We start from the raw sequence: 24,386 nt of genomic DNA, 5'->3' as shown, positions 1-24,386 counted from the left end.
GGCGTGCGTTGTCCATAAAGATTTCTCGTGGAGGCGACGCAGGAGGGGACGGGGACGGATGGGGAGCAGGACCGCGATCCCGGCTGGAGTTCTCGCGGTGGCGCTGGTGGCCGTCCCGATGGGGGCGCCGGCCGCGGCGGACGCGCAGGACTGCTCGCGCGAGGGAGGCTTGCTCTCGGGGGTGACCAACACGTTGTGCGACGTGGTCAACGTGGTCACGGGCACGGTCGACACGCTGACCGGCGGGGCGACCGACAAGCTGACCGCCGGCGTGGACAAGACGACCGACGAGGTGCTGGGCCGTGTGGGCGAGGTCGTGCCGACGACCAGGCCCTCGGCCACGCCGTCCGACAGGGACACGCCCACGTCGCAGCCGTCAGAGAGGCAGGAGGAGCCGACGCGGACGCCGAAGCCCGCGCGGCCGACCCGCACGGCGCTGGTGCCGGAGAACCTGGAGGACGTCTGCCGCGGGGTGCCGGCCTGCGTGGAGCACGGGATCGTCGACAAGCCGGCGCGCCGGCCGACGCCCTCTCCCGAGCGTACGAAGCGGCCCGGCAAGCAGCGCCAGGACGAACGCGACACCGCGGTGGTGCCGCCGCCCGTCACGACGCGGCCGGAGAACCGGCCGCAGAGCATGGACACCCCGCGCCCGGTGCGTGAGAAGCGGGCCGACGCCGACAAGCCACGGGTCGACCTGTTGTGGCCCAACCCGTTCGCGCATGAGCTGACCGTGCCGATGCAGGACCGCCGGGTCGTGCGCCCCACGCCGCCGGCCTCCGACGTGCTCGGCACGGTGCTGACGATCGCGCTGCTCGGCTCGGCGGTGCTGGCCACCCGGATCGTGCAGCAGCGCCGCCACCGTGCGGAGCCGGCGGAGTCGATCCCGTTCGAGCCCGCCCGCGCGGGCAACGGCCGCCACCGCCTGGCGTGAGCGCTTCACAAGACTGACGGGCGGCGCGCGCCCCCATGGCGCGCCGCCCACCCGGTGGGCGGCCCGCCCGGGGGCCGGCCCGCGCCGGCTCAGGCTCCGATGGCGTGGACGCCTCCGTCGACGTGGACGATCTCGCCCGTCGTGGCGGGGAACCAGTCGGACAGCAGCGCCACGCAGGCCTTCGCCGCCGGCAGCGTGTCGGACAGGTCCCAGCCCAGCGGGGCCTTGTCCGGCCAGCTGTCCTCGAACTCCTTGAAGCCAGGGATGGACTTGGCCGCCATGGTGCGCAGCGGGCCGGCCGCCACCAGGTTGACGCGGATGTTCTGCTTGCCCAGGTCGCGGGCGAGGTAGCGGCTGCAGGACTCGAGGCCCGCCTTGGCCACGCCCATCCAGTCGTAGACGGGCCAGGCCTTGGAGGCGTCGAAGTCGAGGCCGACGACCGCGCCGCCCTCCTTCATGAGCGGCAGGCAGGCCACGGCCAGCGACTTGAAGGAGTACGTCGAGACCTGCAGCGCGGTGGCGACGTCGTCCCATGAGGTGTTGAGGAAGTTGCCGCCCATCGCGGTCTGCGGGGCGAAGCCGATCGAGTGCACGACGCCGTCGAGCCCCTCGACGTGCTCGCCCACGCGGTCGGCCAGGGTGTCGAGGTGGTCGGTGTTCTGGACGTCGAGCTCCAGCACCGGCGCGGGCTCCGGCAGGCGCTTGGCGATGCGCTCGACCAGGCTCAGCCGGCCGAACCCGGTCAGCACGACCGTGGCGCCCTCCTGCTGAGCCAGCTTGGCCACCGAGAACGCGATCGAGGCGTCGGCCAGGACGCCGGTCACGAGGATCCGCTTGCCTTCGAGAATGCCCATGTCAGTGCCCCATTCCGAGTCCGCCGTCGACCGGGATCACGGCCCCGGTGATGTAGGAGGCGTCGTCGCTCGCCAGGAACCGCACGACGCGCGCGACCTCCTCCGGGGTAGCCTGCCGCCCGAGCGGGATGTTGGCCACGATGGCCTCCGTGTCGAGCTCCGCGGTCATGTCGGTGGCCACGAAACCGGGCGTGACGACGTTGGCCGTGATGCCGCGCGAGCCGTACTCGCGGGCCAGGGAGCGGGCGAAGCCGATGAGGCCGGCCTTGGAGGCGGCGTAGTTGGTCTGGCCGGCCTGGCCGGTCACGCCGACGACGGAGGAGATGAGGATGATCCGGCCGCGCCTGAGCTTCATCATGGGCCGGATGGCCCGCTTGGCCACGCGGTAGGCGCCGGTCAGGTTGGTGTCGACGACGTCGGTGAAGGTCTCTTCCTTCATCATGGCCAGCAGGGTGTCCTTGGTGATGCCGGCGTTGGACACCAGCACCTCGACCGGACCCTGCTCGGCCTCGACCTTGTCGAAGGCGGCCTCGACGTCGGCCATGCTGGTGACGTCGCAGCGCACGCCGAACAGGCCCTCGGGAGGCTCCCCCGATCGGTAGGTGACCGCGACGGCGTCGCCCGCCGCGGCGAGTTCACGGGCGATCGCGAGGCCTATGCCGCGATTGCCCCCGGTGACGAGTACAGAGCGTGCCATGACAATTGACGCTATCCCCTACCGGCGGGTATCCGCTTGTCCGGGTGACACAAGATCACAGGGTTAGGATCGTGGACATGCGCCAGATCGATCCCGACTTCCTGGAGCTGCCGCTGCGGCAGCTGGCGGACGCCGCCCTGCAACGCGCACGCGACCTCGGCGCCGAACACGCCGACTTCCGCCTCGAGCGCGTACGGGCGGAGACGCTGAGTCTCTACGATGCCCGGCTCGAAGGCGCCATGGACGCCGACGACCTGGGTTACGCCGTGCGCGTGGTGAAGGGCGGCACATGGGGGTTCGCCGCCGGCATCCACCTGACGCCCGAGGCGGCCGCGAAAGTGGCCGAGCAGGCGGTGCGGGTGGCGGAGGTGAGCGCCCCGATCAACCGGGAGCCCATCGAGCTGGCGCCCGAGCCGGTGCACGCCGAGGCGGTGTGGGTGTCGGCGTACGACGTCGACCCGTTCGAGGTGGCGCAGGCCGACAAGGTGGGCCTGCTGGCCGACTGGTCGGCCGGGCTGCTGAAGGGCGCCGACCACGTCTCGGCCCGGCTGCTGCAGGTCAAGGAGCAGAAGTTCTACGCCGACACGGCCGGCACGGTGACCACCCAGCAGCGGGTGCGGGTCTACCCGAAGCTCAACGCGATGAAGGCGGCCGAGAGCGGTTTCGACGACATGTCGACGATCGCGCCGCCGGTCGGCCGCGGCTACGAATACCTGACCGGCACGGGCTGGGACTGGCAGGACGAGCTGGCCAGGCTGCCGGAGCTGCTGGCGGAGAAGCTGGCGGCGCCCTCGGTCGAGGCCGGTGACTACGACCTGGTGATCGACCCGTCCAACCTGTGGCTGACGATCCACGAGTCGATCGGCCACGCGACCGAGCTCGATCGCGCGCTCGGTTACGAGGCCGCCTACGCCGGCACCAGTTTCGCCACGTTCGACCAGCTGGGCGAGCTGGTGTACGGCTCGTCGCCGATGAACGTGACCGGCGACCGCACGGTCACCCACGGCCTGGCCACGGTCGGCTACGACGACGAGGGCGTGCAGGGGCAGAGCTTCGACGTCATCCGCGACGGCGTCCTGGTGGGCTACCAGCTCGACCGGCGGATGGCGCTGATGAAGGGGTTCGGGCGCTCCAACGGGTGCGCCTTCGCCGACTCGCCCGGCCACATGCCCATCCAGCGCATGGCCAACGTGTCGCTGGCGCCGGCGCCCGGCGGGCCTTCGACCGACGAGTTGATCGCGGGCGTCGAGCGCGGCATCTACATCGTCGGCGACAAGAGCTGGTCGATCGACATGCAGCGCTACAACTTCCAGTTCACCGGGCAGCGGGCGTACAAGATCTCCCATGGGCGGCTGGAGGGGCAGGTCAGGGACTTCGCCTACCAGGCGACGACGACCGACTTCTGGCAGTCGATGGAGGCGGTCGGCGGGCCGCAGACGTACGTGCTGGGGGGCGCCTTCAACTGCGGCAAGGGGCAGCCCGGGCAGGTCGCGCCGGTGAGCCACGGCTGCCCGTCGGCGCTGTTCCGCGACGTGCGGATTCTCAACACGGTGCAGGAGGGCGGGAAATGAGCGGGCTGTCGGTCCAGACCTCCGCGCAGGAGACGGTGGAGCGGGCGCTGGAGCTGTCGCGCAACGACGCCTGCGTGGTGCTCGTGGACGAGGGCTCCACGGCCAACCTGCGCTTCGCGGGCAACACGCTGACCACCAACGGGGTGGCCCGCTCGGCGCAGCTGACCGTGATCTCGATCGCGGGGCAGGGCGTGGGGGTGGTGTCGCGGGCCGCCGTACGTCCCGACCAGCTGGCCGACGTGGTGGCGGCGGCCGACGCCGCGGCGCGCGCGGCCCGGCCCGCCGAGGACGCCCGCCCGCTGGTCGAGGCCGGCGCCGCGTCGCCGCACTGGGACGACGAGGTACGCCCGACTGACATCGGGGTGTTCGAGCGGTTCGCGCCCGCGCTCGGCGAGGCGTTCGCCGCCGCCGAGGCGGGTGGCACGAGGCTGTACGGCTTCGCCGAGCACTCGCTGACCTCCACCTTCCTCGGCACGTCGACGGGCGTGCGGCTGCGTCACGACCAGCCGGCCGGGCGGCTCGAGGTCAACGCCAAGTCGGCCGATCTGAAGCGCTCGGCGTGGACGGGCGTGTCCACGCGTGACTTCACCGACGTCGACGTGGCCGCGCTCGGCTCGTCGCTGGCGCAGCGGCTGGAGTGGGCCAAGACGCGGGTCGACCTGCCCGCGGGGCGCTACGAGACGCTGCTGCCGCCGAGCGCGGTGGCCGACCTGATGATCTACCTGTTCTGGTCGGCGGGGGCCAGGGACGCGCTCGACGGGCGTTCGGTGTTCTCCAAGCCGGGCGGCGGCACGCGGGTGGGCGAGCAGCTGGCCACGCTGCCGGTGACGCTGTCGAGCGACCCGGGCGCCGAGGGCATCGCGTGCCCGCCGTTCGTGACGGCGCACGCCTCCAGCAGGGAGAGCTCGGTGTTCGACAACGGGCTGCCGCTGGCGCCGACCGACTGGATCAGGGACGGCCGCCTGGAGGCGCTGCTGCAGACCCGCTACTCGGCCGAGCTGAGCGGGCTGCCGGTGACCCCGGCCATCGACAACCTCATCATGCGGGGGCCAGGCGGCGGGCCGTCGCCGTCGCTGGAGGAGATGATCGCCTCGACGCGGCGCGGCCTGCTGGTCACCTGCCTGTGGTACATCCGTGAGGTCGACCCGCAGACCCTGCTGGTGACCGGGCTGACCCGCGACGGCGTCTACCTGGTCGAGCACGGCGAGGTGGTGGGCGAGGTGAACAACTTCCGCTTCAACGAGAGCCCGGTCGACCTGCTGGGGCGGGTGACGGAGGTGGGCGCGAGCGAGCGCACGCTGCCCCGCGAGTGGAACGACTACTTCCAGCGCACGATCATGCCGGCTGTCCGCGTGCCCGACTTCAACATGTCCACGGTCAGCCAGGCCAGCTGACCCGCGGCGGGTTCAGCCGGTGGCGTTGCGCTCTGCCGGATTCGGCGGTGAGCCGGCGCACCGGCCCGCGCACCGCCGCGGCCACGGGGTGCCGGTCAGCCGCCGGATGTGCACCTCGTTCGCGGTGGCGACCTGCGCGGCCCCGCGGCGTAGCTCAGCGACCGGCGCCGGCGGGTGTGGCCGCGGTGGCGGCGCCGCGCGCTCACCAGGTGGGCGGTGGCGGCGTTCAGGTGCGGACGACCGACTGACGCGGGGCCGCCGGTGAAGTCGACGTCGGAGCGGCGCCTCGGGGCGATCGACTGCCGCGCGGTGGCGGCCTGGTCGAGGAGCAGCCGGTGCCGCCGGTCGGCCGCTCTGTCAGGGCCCAGGCCGCTCCTGTGCGTCGCGCGGCCCGCGGGCGGATCCGTGGGGCGGCTGCGGGCCCGCGGGCGTTCTCGTGGGCGTCAGGCGTCTTCCAGGCGGAAGCCCACCTTCATGCCGACCTGGATGTGGGCGACCTCACCCGACTCGATGTGCCCGCGGATCTCCGTCACCTCGAACCAGTCCAGGTGCCGGAGCGTCTGCGAGGCCCGCCGCAGGCCGTTGCGGATGGCCTCGTCGACGCTCTCCTCCGACGTGCCGACGATCTCGGTGACCCGGTACGTACGATCCGTCATCTCCCCATCCTCCCTTGCTGAAGGGCCATGATCGCATGACCCCGTGCCCGCTCCGGGGCGCGGTGGCGACCACCACCCCCTGGGTCTACCGTGGAAGGTATGAAGGGGTGGCGCAAGAAGCCGGACGTCCACCAGGTGACGGACGCCAAGCCGTCGCTGACCGACGACATTCGCAGGCGTGAGATCAGCTACCTCATCAAGATGGGAATCCGCACGATCTGCCTGATCCTGGCGGTCGTGGTGCCCGTTCCGTGGCCCTACCGCATGCTGTTCATCGCCGCTGCGGTCTTTTTGCCATACATAGCCGTAATCGGGGCCAACGAGAGGGGCGAACCCGCCCCGCCGCAGACCTTTCAGTCGCCTGAGGCTAACCAAACCGAGATACCGCTGCACCGACGCGAGATCGGGTCGTGACTAAGTCTTGACGCATCCCATGGGTTGTAGGTGTACGCTTTAGCCAAGCGCTCCGGTCCCCCGTCGGAGCGCTGGTGCCGGCGTTCCGGGCCCCCGTCGGAACGCCGATGAAGCGACGCCGGGTGGTTTGCCCCCGTAACCACCCGGCGTCGCCCTTTTCCTGTGACTTTTCGATCAGCCACCGGGCTTGTCGGCCCAGTCGGATAGGGCCGCTTTCCCGAAATCGTTTACACTCACCCCCGCCCCGATATTCACAGGAAAACCTCAGGCGGGGGCGGCTTGACTTCGGCAGTTCGCTCGGTGTCAGCTGTCAGTCAAAGTCTCCTCGGTGGCCCGCCCCCAGTTGTTCGCCAGCGCCACGATCCGCTCCACGGCGTCCTCGGAGGCCGTCCCCGACCCCTGGGCCAGCCCCACCAGGTACGCCGTCAGCGGCGCGGCCGGGCGGGCGACGTTGTGGGCGACCTCCTTGGTGAGGTCGAGGATCTTGTCGCGGTCCACCCGGGCCGGGTCGATGCCCAGTTCCTTGCAGGCCAGGTTCGTCCATTCGTTGAGCACGTGCATACGAGTCTCCTCAGATCGTCGATGGTGTCGCGCGGGGAGTCGTCAGCCGCCGATGGCGGACATGGGGCGGGACGGCTGCAGGAAGGACGGGTCGTCGATGCCGTGCCCCGCGCGCTTGCGCGCCACCGCCGCGATCCACCGCTCGGCCAGCTCCTCGTCGGAGGCGCCCGCGCGCATCGCCGTCTTCAGGTCGGACTCCTCGGTCGCGAACAGGCAGTTGCGCACCTGGCCGTCGGCGGTGAGCCGGACGCGGTCGCACGAGCCGCAGAACGGCCGCGTCACCGAGCCGATCACGCCCACCCTGGCGGGCCCGCCGTCGACCAGGAACCGCTCGGCGGGGGCGCTGCCGCGGTCTTCCAGGTCGTCGGCCGCGAGGTCGAAGTCGGCGGACAGGAGCTGGAGGATCTCGTCGGCGGTGACCATCTCGTCGCGGCTCCAGCCGTGCTGGGCGTCGAGCGGCATCTGCTCGATGAAGCGCAGCTCGTAGCCCTGCTCGAGGCACCAGCGCAGCAGCGGCACGGCCTCGTGGTCGTTGACGCCGCGCATCAGCACCGTGTTGACCTTCACGGGACGCAGCCCCGTGCGGTCGGCGGCGGCGAGGCCGGCGATCACGTCGGCGTGCCGGTCACGGTGGGCGAGCCGCTTGAACGTGGCGGGATCGAGGGTGTCGAGCGAGACGTTGACGCGGTCGAGGCCGGCGTCGGCCAGCGACTCGGCCAGGCGGGCCAGGCCGATGCCGTTCGTGGTCAGTGAGACCTGCGGCCGGGGCTCCAGCGCCGTGGTGCGGGCCACGATGTCGACCAGCTCACGCCGCAGGAGGGGCTCGCCGCCGGTGTAACGGACCTCGGTGATGCCGAGCCGCTCGACGCCGATCGTCACGAGGCGGACGATCTCGTCGGCCGTCAGGAGCTGGGCGTTCGGCAGCCAGTCGAGGCCCTCGGGAGGCATGCAGTACGTACAGCGCAGATTGCACTTGTCGGTGAGGGACACCCGCAGATCCGTCGCCACCCGTCCGAACGAGTCTCGCAACATGGGGCGTCACCTCCTGTTCGTTCGCCAGAGCGCCAGACTACGTCGGCCGACGTCCGGCGCGGGAAATCGGTTCCCCAGCCTCGACAACACATTGTCCCCTAGATCGATTCCTCATTACCGCGCGAATGCCTACTTTTCGCGACAGATCCCGTGGTCGGGGTCATGGTCCGGCCAGGGCGGCGTCGTCCGCGGCGGCGTCGGCGTCCGTCCATCCGCCCTCCGGCGGGTGGGCCAGGTGCCAGCGGACCGACTCGGCGACCCTGGTCTCGGGATCGCCGGGCGCCCACCCGAGGAGCCTCTCGGCGCGGGCCGAGGAGACCAGGAGATGCTGCGCCGGCGCGCCGGCCAGGGCGAGGTCGGGCGGGAGACGGTCGTCGGGTACGCGTTCCAGGCGGGTGCGGGAGCCGGCCGCGCGCAGGATCTGCTCGAACCAGACCCCGATCGGGACGGTCGTCGACTCGCCGAGATTGACCGCCAGGCCGTCGGCGGAGCGGATGTCCAGGGCCGCCAGCACACCGGTCGCCATGTCGTCGACGTGGCCCCTGGTCCACAGGAGGTTGGCGGCGCCGACCGGGACGCGATCGCGGCCGGCGCGGACCCGGCGCAGGATCGGCTCCTCCCTGCGCTGGTAGTCGTGGGGGCCGTACACGAAGGGCAGGCGCAGCACGACCGCGCCCCGATCCAGCCAGCGCGCCTCCACGTCGAGCTTCTCGTAGTCGTCGGGCACGCCGGGATAGCCCTTGCCGCGGTACGGGTAGCGTTCGCGGCGCAGCGGGGACTCCTCGGTGATCGGCACGGGCGACAGGCACTGGCCGGTCTGCAGGCCGGTGTACGCCTCGTAGACGTCCTGGCTGGACAGCACCACGGACGGCACATGCGGCAGCACCGGCAGGACGGCGTCGACGTCGGCGCCGGTCAGCGCGAAGGTGTCGACCACCGCCTGCGGGGCGAAGTCCTTGATCTGGCCGGCGTGCCGGGCGAGGTCGTGGCGGTCGGTGCGCAGGTGGAGGCCCGGCACGCCGGGATCGGAGCGCGCGGAGCCGCGATGGGCGATGAGAACCTGGTCGCCGCGCTCGGCGAGGCGTTCGGCTATGCGGCGGCCCAGGAACCAGGTGCCGCCGAGGATCAGCACTCTCATGCGGCCCACCCTGCCACTTCCGGCCCCGGCGGCGCGCCGCCGGCGCTCAGCCGGCCTGCCAAGAGGCGCGGGCGCGGGTCAGCTCGGCGAGATGCGCGCGCGACCAGGCGCAGCCGGCGTTCATCGGCTCGATGAGGCTGCGGCCGAGGTCGGTCAGCGCGTACTCGACGCGCGGCGGGATCTCGTCGTACGCCGTGCGGGTGAGCAGGCCGTCGCGTTCCATGGCGCGCAGGGAGGCGGTGAGGACCTTCGGGGTGATGCCGCGCAGCGGCACCTGCAACTCGGTGAAGCGCCGGGGGCCGGACTCCAGGCAGCGGATGATCTTCGCGGTCCACTTGTCGCCGATGCGGACCGGCCCGCCGACCGGCGGGCATCCGGCGAACATGTCGGGATCGAGCGGCTCGGGCATCCCGCCATCGTAGGCGCGGACCCTCCCCTGGCGGGGGTCACTATCGTTGCGGAAAGCGACGCACCGCGCCTTACGGTCTGCCGTGACGGCCGGACGGTTCCGGCCGCGGGACGGAGTGCGTGATGAGCGGGATCGTGGTGTTCGGCGCCGGCGGGCGGGCCGGGCGGCGGGTGGTCGCGACGGCGGCCCGGCGCGGGCACGAGGTGACGGCCGTGGTGCGTGACCCCGGCAGGCATCCCGATCTGGCCGGGGAGCGGGTGCGGGTCGTGGCCGGGGACGTCACCGACCCGGGCAGCGTGGCCGGGGCGGCGGCGGGACACGACGTGGCGGTGCAGGTGGCGGCGCGGCTGGACGTGCCCGCGCGGGAGTTCTTCCCCGCGGCGGCCCGCGCGCTCGTGGACGGGCTGGCGCGGGCCGGGGTCTCCCGGCTGGTGGCGCTGGGCATCGGCTCGCTGCTGGAGGTGGCGCCGGGCGTGCGGCTGGTGGACACGCCCGGCTTTCCGGCGGACGCGCGGGCATTCTCGCTGGGGCACGCGGCGGAGCTGGAGGTGTTCGAGGGGTCGGCGCTCGACTGGGTGATGATCGCGCCGCCGCCCGTGTTCCTGGACGCCGAGTCGCCCGGGACGGGGCGGTACCGGGTCGGCGGGACGCGAGTGCCCGTCAAGGGCGACGCCGCCTTCTCGTACGCGGACGTGGCGGGGGCGATCGTGGACGAGGCGGAGCGGCCCGCGCATCACCGGGTTCAGGTCGCGGTCTTCGGTTAGCCTTCCGCGGCTGGAGCCGGGGGTTCGCGACGGGCGGTGGTGCGCTGTTGCGGCGAAATACCGTGATGCCGGAAATTGCGCTAAATGGCGCGGGAACGCGCGTAATTGCAGGTCGGCCTGCAGATACGGCGAACGCCCGGCCGCAATGGCCGGGCGTTCTTTCTGCCGATCCAGGTGGTCGGCCCGGTGGGTCGGTCCTGGTCGGGCCGATCCGGGAGGGCCGGTCCGATGGGCCGACCCGTGGCGGGCCGGTCACGGCGGTCCGGGCTGGTGGGTCAGCGGCGGTGACCGATGACCTTGAGCCAGTCCGTGCCCTCCGACGGGGACAGCCACTTGGCGCCCTCGAAGACCGCGCGCCACGTGCCCGACGTGCGGGCGGGCACCTTCGTGCTGAAGTAGCCCTTGCCGCTCGTGCGGAGGGTGTCGACGTACTCCCACTTGCCGCTGCCGGCGGGCTGGAAGAGGATCACGATCCGCTTCCACGCCAGTCGGTGCCAGCGCTCCTGCTTCTTGCAGGTGTCGGCGTGGTGCACCGAGACGAGACCGCTGATGTAGTCGGCGTCGCACTGCACCGTGAGTTTGCCCGAGAGGGTGATGCGCTTGCCGCGCCAGGCGGGCTCGGGGCTCGCGTCGAGCTGGAGGCTGGTGCGGCCACCGGCGACATCCGGGTCGAGGCCCGGGTCGTCGGCGAGCGCGGGCGAGGCGGCGGTGGCCACCATCGTGGCGCCCAGAGCGGCGGCCGCGAGGCCGGCGGCTAGACGTCGCATCATCACTGCAGAATTCCTTCCCCGTGTGAGAACGCCCCCGAATCCGGGGACGTCAAACGCCAATGACGCGTAACGGTACGGAAAAGTTGCAATACGGCAGATCACGATTCGACAACGAAGATTGATGCAACGCCCATTTGAATTGTGTTTATCGCCTCATTGAGTGATTTGGTGTGCTTTCGAGATATCTGAGGCGTAGTGGGCGGTTCCGGAGTAGCGGACGCGCCAGTAGCCGCCCGTGCGGCCCTTGACCGTGCCGGCGAACGCTCCGGCCGCGTCCGTCGTCGTCTCGCCCGCCTTCTCCCAGTCCGAGGACGTGTCAGGACGCCACAGCAGCTCCAGCCGCTGCCTGCCGAAGGGGCCGTAGTCGGTCAGGCCGCGCGGGTCCACACGGGTCAGGGACCCCCGCAGCCGTACGGTGTCCGTGCGGGGCGACTTCTCCACCCGCACCGACGAGAGCCTGGTCTCGCGCCGGAGCTCGAACGAGGCGTATTCCTTGATCGTCGCGCCGTTCGCGCCGGTGGCGGTCGCGGTGATCGTCCAGGTGCCCGCCGGGTAGTAGCGGGTGAGCCTCTTGTCCGGCAGGAAGCGCCAGGTCTGCCAGCCGTCCGCGACGCGGGCCGCGGCCGTGCGCCGGACCATGTGCGGCGGGAGCTGCGGCCTCTCCTGCGCGATGGCGCCGTCCTTGGAGGCCGGGGCGGGCTGCGGGTTCGGCGGCCGCCGGTCGTTCTGGCCCAGCGGCTGCGGGTCGAGCGGCTGCGGGTTGCGGGGGCGCGGCTCGGGCCAGTCCGGCACCCACGCGTACTGGGGCTCCGGCTCGACGGCCGGCGCCGCTCCCGGCTGCGGGAAGGTGTCCGGCCTGTCCGAGGTGTCCCGCGAGTCGGAGGTGTTCGGCGAGCCCGAGAGGTTCGGCGAGTCCGAGGTGTCCGGGGTGCCCGGGGGTGGTGTGGCGGCCGCTGCGGGGACGGGAGCCTGGGTGAAGCCGTGGCCCCTGCCCTGGGCCATCACCTGAGACGGCGGCCGGATCTGGCCGGGAACCTGGGCGGGCGCGTAGACGGACGACTGGGGCGGCGGCTGGATGGGCACCTGGACGGGCGGCTGCGTCGGGGCCGGCTGCACGTCCTGCGGCGCGGGCTGCTTGTCGGCCAGGACCGGCCCAGGAGGATCGCCCGGCTCCACCTTGACGGTGACGCCGTTCTTGCCCCGCGCCCCCCTGGCGATCACGTCGATCACGAGGCGGACGGAGCCTTGCGCGCCGACCACGGGCTGCTCGGGACGTACGGTGATGGAGCGGATTTCGGGCTCGGTCGCGGCGGCTGCCCAGGCGGCGGCCCCGGTCGCGGGCGCCGTGAGGGATCCCGCCGCGAGCGAGACGAGAAGAAGGCTTCTGGTCATGATCGAGACGGTAGGAACCGGTCGGTAATGACCACGGCCCCGACACGCGCCCCCATTGGCAAAGCCCCGCCGGAGCGCTCGCGGCCGGTCAGGAGTCGGTGTAGAGGGATTCGATGATGTCGGCGTACTTGGCGTGGATGACGCGGCGCTTGAGCTTGAGGCTCGGGGTGAGCTCCTCGGTCTCGGCGGTCCACTCCGTGCCGAGCAGCGCCCACTTCTTCACCTGCTGCACCCTCGCCAGCTTGGCGTTGGCCGCCTCCACCGCTGCCTCCACCTCCTTGAGGACGTCCGGGTGCTCGCTCAGCTCGGCCAGCGAGGCGAAGGTGATGCCGCGCGCCTGTGCCCAGCCGGGCGCGACCTCGCCGTCCAGGGTGAGCACGGCCACCGGGTGCGGCCGGTTGTCGCCGTAGGCGAGGGACTGCCCGATGAGCGGGTGCTCCTTGAGGTGGTTCTCGATCTCGGCGGGCGAGATGTTCTCCCCGCCGGCCGTGATGATCAGCTCCTTCTTGCGGTCGATCACCCGGTAGAAGCCGTCCTCGTCGACGGTGCCGATGTCTCCGGTGTGCAGCCAGCCGTCGGCGTCGATGAGCTCGGCGGTGGCCTCGGCGCGGTTGACGTAGCCGGCGGTGTTGAGCGGGCTGCGGGTGAGGATCTCGCCGTCCTCGGCGATGCGGACCTCGACGCCGGGCTCGGGCCTGCCGACGCTGCCGAGGCGGTAGCAGGCGGGGCTGTTGGCGGTGAAGGCGCCGGTGGTCTCGGTCATGCCGTACACGTCGATGACCTTGAGGCCGAGGCCGGCGTAGAAGCGCTGCACCTCGGCGGGCAGCGGCGCGGCGCCGGTGGCGGTCCACTCGGCGCGGTCGAACCCGATCATGCCGCGGATGACCGACAGCAGCGCGGAGTCGGCCCGCTCGTACGCGGCCCTGATCTCGGGCGTGACGGTGCGGCCGTACTGGCCGGCCTCGACGTAGGCGACGCCGGCCTCCATGGCGCCGCGCACGGCGGCCTGCTGCTCCGGCGGCTGGGTGGCGAGGACGGCGAGCAGGCGGGCCATCATCTTCTCCCACACCCTCGGCACGCCGAAGAACATCATCGGCCGCACCTGCCCGAGCGTCGCGCCCAGGTTGGCCAGGTCGGTGCAGAAGTACACGTGGGAGGCCTTGACCAGGGGCAGGTAGAGGCTGAGGACGCGCTCGGCGATGTGCGCGTAGGTGAGGTAGGAGATCTGCGTGCCGCGTACGGGCAGCGAGGTCATCCGGTCGGTGGCGGCGACCTCGTAGAAGATGGCTGCGTGGGTGAGCGGGACGCCCTTGGGCGTGCCGGTGGTGCCCGAGGTGTAGAGCACGGTGGCCACGTCGCCGGCGGTGACCGCGCGCCAGCGCTCCTCGACCGCCGCCGGGTCCTCGGCGAGCCGGCGCCTGCCCAGGTCGAGGAAGTCGGCCCAGCTCATGAACCGCTCCCCGGCCGGCGCCCCCTCCAGCATGATGATCTTGCGCACGCCGTCCAGCCGGTCGAGCACCGGCTGCCAGCGGGCCAGGTCGGCGGGGCCGCCGAGCACCGCGTAGCGAGCGCCGACGTCGGAGACGACGAAGGCGATCTGCTCGGGCGCGAACGTGGAGTAGACCGTGCACCCCACGCCGCCCGCGTGCACGGCGCCGAGGTCGGCGAGGACGTGCTCGCTGCGGTTGACCATCATGAGCGCCACCGGCTCCCCCGGCCGCAGCCCGAGCGCGGCGAACGCGGCGGCGATCTCCAGGACGCGCGTGCGCGCCCGCCCGTAGGTGAGGGTGGCCCAGCCGCCGCCTTCCGGGTCGGAGTAGGCGGGTGCGTCGGAATGCTGCTCGGCGGCACGTCTGAGCTGCTCGCAGACGGTACGGCCCGAGATCTCCTGCTCGATCTCGGCGCGAACTTCGAGGACTTCGGCCATGGCACCCGCCTCCGGTAATTCACTTGTATGAATTGCCTCGCATCGCACCACAGCCCCGGGGTAGCGGCAAGGGCCTTTGGCCCGAGCACTCGCGGGTCTCACATAAAGTGATCGATTAGTTACAGGACAGGGGTTGTGCATGAGTGACGGCGGTGGCAGGACGTTCTTCGGTCACCCACGAGGTCTGGCCACGCTGTTCGGCACCGAGATGTGGGAGCGGTTCTCCTGGTACGGCCTGCGGGCGATCCTCGCCACGTTCATGGCCGCGTCGCCGGCGAACCAAGGGCTCGGCCTGTCCGACGTGACGGCCCAGGCGGTCGTGGGCGTCTACGGGGCGCTCATCTACCTGGTGGCGCTGCCCGGCGGGTGGATCGCCGACCGCATCCTGGGCGCGCGCAGGTCGGTGTTCTGGGGCGGGTTCATCATCATGCTGGGGCACATCAGCATGGCGATCCCGGTGACGACGCCGTTCTTCGTCTGGCTGGGGCTGGCGCTCATCATCACCGGCACGGGCCTGCTCAAGCCGAACATCTCCGTCATGGTCGGCCGGCTCTACCCCGAGGAGGACGACGGCCGCCGCGACGCCGGGTTCTCCCTGTTCTACCTCGGCATCAACCTCGGCGCCTTCTTCGCGCCGCTCGTGGTCGGCTGGCTGGCCGCCGGCGACCGCTGGCACCTCGGCTTCGGCGCGGCGGCGGTCGGCATGGCGCTGGGCCTGGCGCAGTACGTAGGGGGCAGGCGCCACCTGAGCGGCGTCGGCGAGCGCCCCGGCATGCGGCTGACGCCGGAGGAGCGGCGTCGCTTCGGCCGCCTGGCCGGCCTCGGCACGGCGCTGACGGTGGTCGCGCTCGCGGCGTGGGCGGCGACCGGCACGCTCACCATCGACCGGTTCACGGTGGCGGTCACGATCGTCATCCTCATCGTGCCGGTGGCGTACTTCGGCTACATCATGCTCGGCAGCCACGGCCTGACGGACGACGAACGCATCCGGATGAAGGCGTACATGTGGCTGTTCGTGGCAGCCGCCGTCTTCTGGATGATCTACGATCTGGCGCCGAGCAAGCTGCTGTTCTTCGCCCGCGACCACACCGAGCTGTCGCTGTTCGGCGTCCCGATCCAGCCGGCCACGACGCAGGCGTTCAACCCGCTGTTCATCATGATCTTCGTGCCGGTGTTCGCCGCGCTGTGGGTGAAGCTGGGCACGCGGGTGAGCACGCCGCAGAAGTTCGCGTTCGCGCTGGTCATGGTGGGCCTGAGCTTCGTGGTCATGGCCGTGGCCTCGGCGCTGGCCGGGACCGGCCGGGTGTCGGTGTGGTGGCTGGTGCTGGTCTACCTCGTCCAGGTGTTCGGGGAGCTGTCACTGAGCCCGGTCGGACTGTCGGTGACGGCGAAGCTGGCGCCCGAGGCGTTCAAGGGACAGATGCTCGGTCTGTGGTTCATCGCGGTGTCGGTGGGCGACGCGATCGGCGGGCAGACCGGGCGGCTCGGCGAGGTGTTGTCCGAGCCGATGTACTACCTGCTGCTGGCCGCCCTCGCGGTGGTGGCGGGAATCGCGCTGTTCATGTTCACGCGGCGGCTGCGGGTGATGATGGCCGAGCACCACGAACCCGCCATGCGATAGACCTTCGAGCGTGTTCCAACTTCTCGACCTCGCGGGCGTCTTCGTCTTCGCCCTGTCCGGGGCCCTCATGGGGGTGCGCAAACGACTCGACGTGGTCGGGATGGGCGTCCTGGCCGGGATGACCGCGCTCGGCGGCGGCGTCGTGCGCGACCTGATACTCAACGTGCGGCCGGCCGCCTTCCAGAGTCTCGGCTACGTGCTGGTGCCGGTGGCCGCGACGGTGATCGTCTTCTTCTGGCATCCGCACGTGGCCCGGGTGATGCCGGCCATCCTGGTCCTGGACGCGGCCGGGCTCGGCCTGTTCTGCGCCGTCGGCACGCAGAAGGCCATGGAGTACGGCCTCAGCCCGCTGCACGCGACGCTCCTCGGCGTCACGACGGCCGTGGGCGGGGGTATGCTCCGCGACATCCTGTCCGGGGAGATCCCCACGCTCCTGTACGACCGCCAGCTCTACGCCGTGCCCGCCCTGGTGGGCTCGGCGCTGATGGCGGGCCTGTACGCGTACGGGCTGCAGGGCTGGCCGGCGACCCTGGCGGCGGCGCTGCTGGCCTTCGGGCTGCGCATCGCGGCCATGCGCCGCAAGTGGCGGGCCCCGCTGGCCCGGGGCCTCGGCGACTGACTCGAACCCAGCGGCTCAGCTCAGCAGCTCACACCAGCAATCGAACCGGTGGCTCAGACCGGTGGCTCAGACCGGTGGCTCAGACCGGTGGCTCAGACCGGTGGCTCAGACCATGGCGACCAGCGGGTCGGGCACGCGGGCCGAGCCCGCGGACACCCCGTCGCGGGCGGCGCGGATCCGGGGGACCGCCTCCTCCAGCACCGAGGGCGGCAGCGTGTACGGCAGCCGCAGGCAGCCCTCCAGCGTGCCCTCGGGGCCGAACCAGGGACCGGGCGCGAGACGTACGCCGTGGGCGGTCGCGGCCTCGGCGAGCGGGGTGGCGCCGCCGCGGTCGAGGCGTACCCACAGGGCGCCGCCGCCGGGCGGCACGGTGAACGTCCACTCCGGCAGGTGCCGGCCCAGCGCCGAGACGAGCGCGTCGCGCGAGGCGCGCAGGGTGCGGCGGCGCTCGGCGCGCGACTCCTCCAGCCGGTCGAACAGCCGCGCCACGACGAGCTGCTCCAGCACGGGGCTGGCGATGTCGACCGAGGAGCGGAACAGGGCGAGGCGGCGCGCCAGCGCGGCGGTGGCGCGGATCCAGCCGACCCGCAGACCGCCCCACCACAGCTTGTCGGCCGAGCCGATGCTGATCACCCGGCTGTCGGTGTCGAAGGCCGCCGCCGGCGACGTGGCGGGCACGTCGTCCAGCGCGAGCTCGGCCCAGGTCTCGTCGACCAGCAGGATCGTGTCCGTACGCCGGGCCGCCTCGGCGACGGCGGCGCGCACCGGGTCGGGCATGAGGGCGCCGATCGGGTTGTGGAAGTCGGGCATGAGGTAGGCCAGGCGCGCCCCCGACTGCCGCAGCGCCGCGGCGACCAGGTCGGGCTGCCAGCCCTCGGGCGAGACCCCGACCGGCACGATGCGGGCGCCGCGCCGGCGGGCCGCGTCGAGGGCGTGCGGGAACGTCGGCGACTCCACCAGCACCGGGTCGCCCGGCCCGAGGAGCAGCCCCATGGCCAGGTGGATGGCGAACTGGGAGCCGGTGGTGACGACGATCTGTTCCGGCCTGGTGGCCACTCCCCTGGCGGTGTAGCGGGCGGCGATGCGTTCCCTGAGCGCGGGCAGGCCGAGGGGGTCGTAACCGTTGCCCATGGCGTACCGGGGCAGGTCCTCGACCGCCTCCGCCACGGCGGCGGTCAGCGCCGACGGGGCGGGCGGGGCGGCGCTGTGCAGCGGGATGAGGCCGTCGCCGGTGTCGTGCCACGGGTTGTCGGCGGTGGTGGCGGGGTCGGGCAGGGCGGTCCAGCTGCCGGAGCCGCGCCGGCTCTCCAGGTAGCCACGCTCGCGCAGCAGGTCGTAGGCCGCGGTGACGGTGGTGCGGCTGACACCCAGGGTCTCGGCGAGGTGGCGTTCGGCGGGCATGCGGACGCGTACGGGGATCTGGCCGTCCATGACGAGGACGCGCACGCCGTCGGCGAGGGCGCGGTAGTAAGGGCGTGCCGCGGGATCGATCGTGACGAGCCGCGCCACCTGCTGTGCCGACAAGTACCTCATAAGGCCACTTTTCGTGATTGGCCCTGTTTTGGCAAGCCGGGCCATGCCACTGTGAGGCCACCATGAGTGAGACAGCCATCCCCTTGCCGCGTTCCCTGCCCGCCCGTCTCGCCCGCCTCTACGGCGGGCTGGCCCTGTACGGCCTCGGCATCGGCCTGCAGGTCGAGTCGGGCCTCGGCAACGGCCCGTGGGACGTCTTCCACCAGGGCCTGGGCCTGCGGCTGGGACTGTCGATCGGCACGGTCATCATCCTGGTGGGCGCCCTGGTGATGCTGCTGTGGATCCCGCTGCGGCAGCGGCCCGGGTTCGGCACCGTCAGCAACGTGGTGTTCGTGGGCCTGTTCGCCGACGCGGCGATATACCTGCTGCCCGCGCCCGGCCACCTGGTCTACCAGAGCGCGTACGTCGCGCTCGCGGTGACCTCCATCGCTCTGGCGACCCTGCTGTACATCGGCGCCGGCATGGGGGCCGGCCCGCGCGACGGCATCATGACCGGCCTGATGCGCCTCGGCCTGTCGGTGCGGCTCGCGCGTTTCCTCATCGAGCTGACCGTGCTGGCCGCGGGCTGGCTGCTCGGCGGCACGGCGGGCGTGGGGACGCTGGTCTTCGCCCTGGCCATCGGGCCGCTCACGCAGCTGTTCACCCGCTGGCTCCCTCTGAGCGATCCCGCGGGCCGGGCCCGGCATGACGCGACATGATCGGATACGGCCGCGGGATCACCCTTTCGGCGAGTAGCGTCTAGGCATGCGGATCGAGGATTATGCGCTGATCGGAGACATGCAGTCGGCCGCGCTCGTGGCGCGCGACGGGTCGATCGACTGGCTTTGCCTGCCCCGGTTCGACTCCCCCGCGAGCTTCGCGGCGCTGCTCGGCAGCGAGCGCAACGGCCACTGGTGGCTCGGGCCCACCGGCCGCAAGCCGGCCACCCGGCGCCGCTACCGGAGCGACACGCTGATCCTCGAGAGCGAGTGGGACACCCCGACCGGCACCGTCCGGGTCGTCGACTTCATGCCGCCGCGCGACCGCAACCCCGACGTGGTGCGGATCGTCGAGGGCGTCTCGGGCAGCGTGGAGATGTCCACCCAGCTGCGGGTGCGCTTCGACTACGGCCGCATCGTGCCGTGGGTACGGCGCAGCAACGGCCATCTGCAGGCCGTCGGCGGGCCCGACTCGGTGTGGCTGCACTCCCCCGTGCCGCTGAAGGGGGGCGACTACGCCCACCGGGCCACGTTCACGGTGCGGGAGGGCGAGCGGCTGGCGTTCGTGTTCACCTGGCACCCGTCCCACGAGCCGATGCCGGCGCAGATCGACTCCGACGTGCAGCTGCGCGAGACCGAGGCGTTCTGGGCGGAGTGGGTGTCGAAGTGCTCCTACACCGGCCCCTACCGCGAGGCGGTGGTGCGCTCGCTGATCACGCTGAAGGCCCTGACGTATTCGCCGACCGGCGGCATCGTGGCCGCGGCCACCACGTCCCTGCCGGAGGACATCGGCGGGGTGCGCAACTGGGACTACCGGTACTGCTGGCTGCGCGACGCGACGCTGACACTCGACGCGCTGATCAGCTCCGGCTTCCTGGAGGAGGCCGCCGACTGGCGCGCGTGGCTGCTGCGCGCCATCGCCGGCCGCCCGCAGGACCTGCAGATCATGTACGGCGTCGGGGGCGAGCGCCGCCTGCCCGAGCTGCTGCTCGACTGGCTCGACGGCTACGAGGGCTCCCGGCCGGTGCGCATCGGCAACGAGGCCGCCAAACAGCTCCAGCTCGACGTGTACGGCGAGGTCATGAACTCCCTGTACGTCTCGCGCGCCCGCGGCCTGTCCCCCGACGACCGCGCCTGGACGATCCAGCGCCAGCTGCTCGACTACGTGGAGGACCACTGGAACGAGCCCGACGAGGGCCTGTGGGAGGTCCGCGGGCCGCGGCGGCACTTCGTGCACTCCAAGGTGATGTGCTGGGTGGCGCTCGACCGGGCCGTCAAGTACGTCGAGAACTTCGGCCGCACCGGGCCGGTCGACAAGTGGCGGGCGCTGCGCGACGTGGTCCACGCCGAGATCTGCGACAAGGGTTTCGACGCCGAGCGCAACACGTTCACGCAGTCGTACGGCTCGTCGGAGCTGGACGCGGCGCTGCTGATGATCCCGATCGTGGGGTTCCTGCCGGCCGACGACCCCCGGGTGCTGGGCACGGTCGCGGCGATCGAGAAGGAGCTCATGGCCGACGGGTTCGTCCTGCGTTATCCGCTGGCCGAGGACAACGACGTCGACGGCCTGCCCGGCGGGGAGGGCGCGTTCCTGGCGTGCAGCTTCTGGCTGGTGGAGGTCATGGCCGCGCAGGGGCGCAAGGACGAGGCGAAAGACCTGTTCGAGCGCCTGCTGGGCCTGCGCAACGACGTGGGGCTGCTGGCGGAGGAGTATGACCCGCGCTACGGCCGGCTGGTCGGCAACTTCCCGCAGGCCTTCAGCCACGTGCCCCTGGTCCACGCCGCCCGCGCCCTGTCGTAGGGCCCGGCGGCTCTGCCCCCGGGTGCGGCACCGATTCGGCATGCGGTGATCTTCTGGGGTTCACGTCCGCTTCATCTGGTTCCGCCACGCTCGCGCCGTAGCCGGAGCGTGTTCCCGGCGGGACGGAGCAAGCACCCCCATGAGTCACGGTCACCCTCACGACCACTCGCACGACCACTCGCACGACCACTCGCAGGAGCTCAGCGGCGGCGAGGCCGCGGAGGCGCGGGATCTTTCCATCCCGGACGACGAGCTGTCGCCGGGACAACTGTCGCGGCGGCGCATGTTCCGCAGCGCCGGCCTGCTGGGCGCCGGGCTGACCGCCGCCGGCGTGCTCGGCGGCCAGGGCCAGGCGGCCGCCGCGGCGGCCTCGCACGACGGAGGCCGTGGGCGCGAGCCCAGGGACGGCTACCTGTGGCTGGCCGGCGACCACCACATCCACACCCAGCACAGCTCGGACGCCATGTACCGGGTGATCGACCAGGTCCGGCACGGCAACGCGTACGGGCTGGGCTGGCTCGTCATCACCGACCACGGCGGCGCCACCCACGCCAGGATCGGCGTGGAGAAGGTCAACCCGGACATCGTCGCCGCCCGCGAGGCCGTCAAGGACACGCTGGTCTTCCAGGGCCTGGAGTGGAACATTCCGGCGGCCGAGCACGGCACCGTGTTCGTCGCCCCTGGGCGCGGCGAGGTCGAGACCCTCAAGGAGTTCGAGAACTCCTTCGACGGCTCGGTGAAGAACGCCGGCGCCAACACGCCGCAGAACGAGGCCCTCGCCATCGCCGGCCTGAACTTCCTGGCCGAGGCGGTCAGGCGGCGGCGCGTCCCCGACGCGCTGTTCCTCGCCAACCACCCCGCCCGCAAGGGCATCGACTCGCCGCACGAGATCCGCGGCTGGCGCGACGCCCAGCCCTCCATCGCCATAGGCATGGAGGGCGCCCCCGGCCACCAGGCCGGCGGCATCCCCAAGCCGAACGGCCCCGGTGGCGGGCGCGGCCTCTACGACGGCGGCCCCGGCGCCGACTCCTTCCCCGGCTACCCGGCGGAGAGCTACAAGACCTTCGGCGGGTTCGACTGGATGACCGCCACCGTCGGCGGCCTGTGGGACAGCCTGCTGGCCGAGGGCAAGCCGTGGTGGATCACCGCCAACTCCGACTCCCACGTCGTCCACGGCGACACCAGCGACCGCGGCCCGAACAGCGACTTCGACGCCAACGGCCGCTACGAGGACCCCGTCTACCGGGGCTCGTACAACCTCGGCGCCAGCGACTTCTGGCCCGGCTTCTACAGCCGGACCCACGTCGGCAGCCAGGACTTCTCCTACGGCGGCGTCATGGACGGCCTGCGCGCCGGCCGCGTCTGGGTCGACCACGGCGGGCTGATCAGCGGCCTCGTGGTGCGGGCGCGCGCCACCGGCGACGGCCGGCGCGGGGTGACGCTCGGCGACACCCTCCACGTGCGCAGGGGCGCCCGCGTCGAGCTGTCCATCGAGATCACCCTGGCCGGGCGGCCGAACTGGGCACAGGTCATCCCGACGCTGGCCCGGGTGGACGTCATCCAGGGTGAGGTCACCGGCCCCGCCGCCGACAAGGACGTCTTCACCACGCCGGCGACCAAGGTCGTGCAGTCGTACGAGGTGAACAAGAACACCGGCACCGTCACGTTCACCTACCGGCTCGGCCAGGTCGACCGGCCGGTGTACGTGCGGCTGCGCGGCACCGACGGCAAGCGGTCGGCCCCCGGCCTGCTGGGCGCCTCGGTCGACCCGCACGGCCCCGCGATCGACGTGTACGGCGACGCCGACCCGTGGAACGACCTGTGGTTCTACAGCAACCCGATCTGGGTCCTGCCCGGCCGATGATCCTCGGCGTCGACACGGGCACCCGCACCCTCGCCGCGGCCGAGCACCTGCTCCACACCGTGGTGCGGGCGCTCGGCCTGCCGGGGGACGCGGTCGGCTGCACCCATCTCGTCCCGGCGGGTCTCGGCATGCCGGAGCCGCACCTCGCCTGCTCGCTGGAAGTACCCGGCGGGCCCGTGAAGCCGCCGGCCGAGGTGTCGTGGGCGCTCGGCGGCGAACGCGTCGGGCCGCTGGCGGAGGGGGCGGCGCTGGCGGCGGCCGAGCACGGGCGTTCCGGCCGGGTCGTCACCTTCCCCGGCCGCGACCGGCTCACCGGCACCCTCACGGTGGGTGAGCTGCGCGGCGGCTCTGCCATCGACCGGGTGCTGGTGCTGGCCACGCCCGACCCGCCGGCCGACGACGCGCTCGTGGTGACGAACGACCACGTCCGCCCGATCTGGCGGGACGGGCTGATGACGCTGCTCACCATGCCCGCGGCCGGTGGACGGCTGGCACCCGCCGAGGTGCCGAACCCGACCCCGTGCTGCGCCGACCATGCCTAGGGGCCGGTCAGACGGCGCTCGCCCTCCGTGGTGAGCACGAACACCTGCCAGGCGTAGTACGCGTAGTAGGCGCGCGGGTCGCGCTTGATCTGGCGGGCGTGCAGCTGGATCGCGTTCACGTACGCCTGCGACGGGTTGTAGGCGTGCAGCGCGCGCCGGTAGTCGCGGGGGGCGCCGCTCGCCTTCAGGTAGTTGGCGGCCCCCATGACGACGTCGCGCGGGTCCTGGACGTCGCCGCCCATGCCGTACGCCCGCCAGGTGGCCGGCATGAACTGCATGGGGCCCTGCGCGCCGGCGTGACTGTCGGACCTGACCCGGCCGAACTTCGTCTCGGCGAACATCACCGCCGCCAGCACCTCCCACTCCACGCCGAACCGGCGCTCGGCCCGCTTGAAGTAGCCGAGCAGCTCGGCCGCGGGGCGGGGCCGCCGGGTCTTGAACACCGCGTCCGGCTTGATCGGGCGGGCCAGGGCGAGCAGCTCGCGGATCGCCTCGGTGTTGTCCTTCGCCTGCGCGGCCAGGGCCTTCGGCAGGCGGGCGAAGGCGCGGGAGGCGACCTCGGGGTGGCGGGCGGCGTGCCGGTAGAGGCGCTGCTGGTGGAGCGCCAGCAGCTCGACGTCCTCGGGCGGCTCGCCGGGCGCGGCCTCGCCGCCGTCCGTCCAGGCGTCGATGGCGTCGTTGAGCCGGGCGGTGGTCTCCTCCAGGGCCGTGGCGAGGCCGGCGGCGTTCTTCGGGATCTTCGCGTCGGGCGCGGGCAGCTCCTCCTCCGGCGGCTGCGCGGTGGCCTCGCCTGCCGTCGCGGACGGAGAGGCCGCGGACCGCTGGCGCACGGGCGCACTGTCGGTGGGCGAGCCGCAGGCCGCCGTTCCGGCGAACGCGGCGACGGCCGCCACGAGCGCGACGATCCTGCGGGAGGGGCGTGGATGCTGCGGGCGTACCTCCATGCTGCGCCAACCTACCCGCCGTGCCGTCCTTCTCTCAGGCATCTCGCGAAGCGTGGCGGACTGACCCGATACGCCTGGCACGACAGCAGGCCCCCATGTCACCGTTCTCTGAGACACTGTGCCGGCTGGGCGGATCGCCGGCGTGGGCCGGGCTGCTGGGGAAAGGTGCGGGATGCCGGACATGCGTCCGCTTCGGCCGGGTGATCCGGCGCGGATCGCCGGATACCGCTTGCTCGGGGTGCTCGGGTCGGGCG

The 24,386-nt window shown here is 72.2% G+C and carries 23 protein-coding genes; 11 read left to right on the top strand and 12 right to left on the bottom strand.

Going from position 1 to position 24,386, the window contains the following annotated elements:
* Positions 1-58: 58 nt before the first annotated feature.
* Positions 59-931 carry a hypothetical protein gene (locus E1286_RS23230; protein WP_132615550.1) on the top strand — a complete coding sequence of 291 codons (873 nt, stop codon included), beginning with the start codon at positions 59-61 and terminating at the stop codon, positions 929-931.
* Between the two features lie 89 nt (positions 932-1,020).
* Here E1286_RS23230 and fabI read toward each other — a convergent pair whose 3' ends face one another.
* The gene (fabI, locus tag E1286_RS23225) at positions 1,021-1,785 is read right to left on the bottom strand and encodes an enoyl-ACP reductase FabI (protein ID WP_132615549.1); all 765 of its coding nucleotides are present in this window, start codon (positions 1,783-1,785) and stop codon (positions 1,021-1,023) included.
* Between the two features lies 1 nt (position 1,786).
* Positions 1,787-2,482 (bottom strand): beta-ketoacyl-ACP reductase, encoded by a 696-nt coding sequence (locus tag E1286_RS23220; protein ID WP_132615548.1) that lies wholly within the window; start codon positions 2,480-2,482, stop codon positions 1,787-1,789.
* 77 nt (positions 2,483-2,559) lie between these two features.
* Between E1286_RS23220 and E1286_RS23215 the strand changes: the two genes are divergently transcribed.
* Both E1286_RS23215 and E1286_RS23210 read left to right on the top strand, forming a co-directional pair.
* Positions 2,560-4,053: a TldD/PmbA family protein gene (locus tag E1286_RS23215; RefSeq protein WP_132615547.1), complete on the top strand. Its 1,494-nt coding sequence runs from the start codon at positions 2,560-2,562 to the stop codon at positions 4,051-4,053.
* Positions 4,050-5,447, top strand: coding sequence for a metallopeptidase TldD-related protein (locus E1286_RS23210; protein ID WP_132615546.1), 1,398 nt, complete (start codon positions 4,050-4,052; stop codon positions 5,445-5,447). The genes E1286_RS23215 and E1286_RS23210 overlap by 4 nt, the downstream gene beginning before the upstream one ends.
* Before the next feature lie 443 nt (positions 5,448-5,890).
* Here E1286_RS23210 and E1286_RS23205 read toward each other — a convergent pair whose 3' ends face one another.
* Positions 5,891-6,103 carry a dodecin gene (locus tag E1286_RS23205; RefSeq protein WP_132615545.1) on the bottom strand — a complete coding sequence of 71 codons (213 nt, stop codon included), beginning with the start codon at positions 6,101-6,103 and terminating at the stop codon, positions 5,891-5,893.
* 99 nt (positions 6,104-6,202) lie between these two features.
* On the opposite strand from E1286_RS23205, the gene E1286_RS23200 reads away from it, so the two are divergent.
* Complete coding sequence (locus E1286_RS23200; RefSeq protein WP_132615544.1) at positions 6,203-6,517, top strand: DUF3099 domain-containing protein; 315 nt, start codon at positions 6,203-6,205, stop codon at positions 6,515-6,517.
* A 303-nt stretch (positions 6,518-6,820) separates the two neighbouring features.
* Here the strand turns inward: E1286_RS23200 and E1286_RS23195 are convergent, their stop codons facing one another.
* The 4 genes from E1286_RS23195 to E1286_RS23180 form a co-directional block, all read right to left on the bottom strand.
* Complete coding sequence (locus E1286_RS23195) at positions 6,821-7,078, bottom strand: DUF6457 domain-containing protein (RefSeq protein ID WP_132615543.1); 258 nt, start codon at positions 7,076-7,078, stop codon at positions 6,821-6,823.
* A 42-nt stretch (positions 7,079-7,120) separates the two neighbouring features.
* Positions 7,121-8,110, bottom strand: a complete 990-nt coding sequence (gene moaA / locus E1286_RS23190; RefSeq protein WP_132615542.1) for a GTP 3',8-cyclase MoaA — start codon at positions 8,108-8,110, stop codon at positions 7,121-7,123.
* A gap of 160 nt (positions 8,111-8,270) precedes the next feature.
* Positions 8,271-9,248: a Rossmann-fold NAD(P)-binding domain-containing protein gene (locus E1286_RS23185; protein ID WP_132615541.1), complete on the bottom strand. Its 978-nt coding sequence runs from the start codon at positions 9,246-9,248 to the stop codon at positions 8,271-8,273.
* Between the two features lie 46 nt (positions 9,249-9,294).
* Positions 9,295-9,657 carry a winged helix-turn-helix transcriptional regulator gene (locus E1286_RS23180; protein ID WP_132615540.1) on the bottom strand — a complete coding sequence of 121 codons (363 nt, stop codon included), beginning with the start codon at positions 9,655-9,657 and terminating at the stop codon, positions 9,295-9,297.
* A gap of 122 nt (positions 9,658-9,779) precedes the next feature.
* Here E1286_RS23180 and E1286_RS23175 point away from each other — a divergent pair, with 122 nt between their 5' ends.
* On the top strand, positions 9,780-10,421 hold the full coding sequence (locus E1286_RS23175; protein ID WP_187368207.1) for an NAD(P)-dependent oxidoreductase: 642 nt from the start codon (positions 9,780-9,782) through the stop codon (positions 10,419-10,421).
* A gap of 275 nt (positions 10,422-10,696) precedes the next feature.
* On the opposite strand, the gene E1286_RS23170 is transcribed toward E1286_RS23175, so the two are convergent.
* The 3 genes from E1286_RS23170 to E1286_RS23160 all read right to left on the bottom strand — a co-directional run bounded on the left by E1286_RS23170 (position 10,697) and on the right by E1286_RS23160 (position 14,510).
* The gene (locus tag E1286_RS23170; RefSeq protein WP_132615539.1) at positions 10,697-11,191 is read right to left on the bottom strand and encodes a hypothetical protein; all 495 of its coding nucleotides are present in this window, start codon (positions 11,189-11,191) and stop codon (positions 10,697-10,699) included.
* Between the two features lie 153 nt (positions 11,192-11,344).
* Positions 11,345-12,583: a hypothetical protein gene (locus E1286_RS23165; protein WP_132615538.1), complete on the bottom strand. Its 1,239-nt coding sequence runs from the start codon at positions 12,581-12,583 to the stop codon at positions 11,345-11,347.
* An 88-nt stretch (positions 12,584-12,671) separates the two neighbouring features.
* Positions 12,672-14,510, bottom strand: coding sequence for an AMP-dependent synthetase/ligase (locus E1286_RS23160; RefSeq protein ID WP_132615537.1), 1,839 nt, complete (start codon positions 14,508-14,510; stop codon positions 12,672-12,674).
* A gap of 139 nt (positions 14,511-14,649) precedes the next feature.
* On the opposite strand from E1286_RS23160, the gene E1286_RS23155 reads away from it, so the two are divergent.
* Both E1286_RS23155 and E1286_RS23150 read left to right on the top strand, forming a co-directional pair.
* Complete coding sequence (locus tag E1286_RS23155; protein WP_132615536.1) at positions 14,650-16,131, top strand: peptide MFS transporter; 1,482 nt, start codon at positions 14,650-14,652, stop codon at positions 16,129-16,131.
* Positions 16,132-16,141: 10 nt separating this feature from the next.
* Entirely contained in the window at positions 16,142-16,750 is a 609-nt protein-coding gene (locus E1286_RS23150) for a trimeric intracellular cation channel family protein (protein WP_132615535.1), read from the top strand.
* A gap of 105 nt (positions 16,751-16,855) precedes the next feature.
* Here the strand turns inward: E1286_RS23150 and yczR are convergent, their stop codons facing one another.
* Positions 16,856-18,283, bottom strand: coding sequence for a MocR-like transcription factor YczR (gene yczR / locus E1286_RS23145; RefSeq protein ID WP_187368206.1), 1,428 nt, complete (start codon positions 18,281-18,283; stop codon positions 16,856-16,858).
* Between the two features lie 62 nt (positions 18,284-18,345).
* Here yczR and yczE point away from each other — a divergent pair, with 62 nt between their 5' ends.
* The 4 genes from yczE (at position 18,346) to E1286_RS23125 (ending at position 23,188) form a co-directional block, all read left to right on the top strand.
* On the top strand, positions 18,346-18,981 hold the full coding sequence (gene yczE / locus E1286_RS23140; RefSeq protein WP_132615533.1) for a membrane protein YczE: 636 nt from the start codon (positions 18,346-18,348) through the stop codon (positions 18,979-18,981).
* 46 nt (positions 18,982-19,027) lie between these two features.
* Positions 19,028-20,782, top strand: a complete 1,755-nt coding sequence (locus E1286_RS23135) for a glycoside hydrolase family 15 protein (RefSeq protein ID WP_132615532.1) — start codon at positions 19,028-19,030, stop codon at positions 20,780-20,782.
* Between the two features lie 139 nt (positions 20,783-20,921).
* A complete protein-coding gene (locus E1286_RS23130) occupies positions 20,922-22,646 on the top strand; it encodes a CehA/McbA family metallohydrolase domain-containing protein (protein ID WP_132615531.1) in 1,725 nt (574 codons plus the stop codon).
* Complete coding sequence (locus E1286_RS23125; RefSeq protein ID WP_132615562.1) at positions 22,643-23,188, top strand: hypothetical protein; 546 nt, start codon at positions 22,643-22,645, stop codon at positions 23,186-23,188. The genes E1286_RS23130 and E1286_RS23125 overlap by 4 nt, the downstream gene beginning before the upstream one ends.
* Here E1286_RS23125 and E1286_RS23120 read toward each other — a convergent pair.
* Positions 23,185-24,132, bottom strand: coding sequence for a lytic transglycosylase domain-containing protein (locus E1286_RS23120; protein ID WP_132615530.1), 948 nt, complete (start codon positions 24,130-24,132; stop codon positions 23,185-23,187). The two genes, E1286_RS23125 and E1286_RS23120, sit on opposite strands and share 4 nt — an antisense overlap.
* Positions 24,133-24,386: the final 254 nt, after the last annotated feature.

Origin of the sequence: Nonomuraea terrae (assembly GCF_004348995.1) — a bacterium.
In the GTDB taxonomy this organism is placed as follows: domain Bacteria; phylum Actinomycetota; class Actinomycetes; order Streptosporangiales; family Streptosporangiaceae; genus Nonomuraea; species Nonomuraea terrae.
This window is presented reverse-complemented; position numbering and strand designations above follow the sequence as displayed.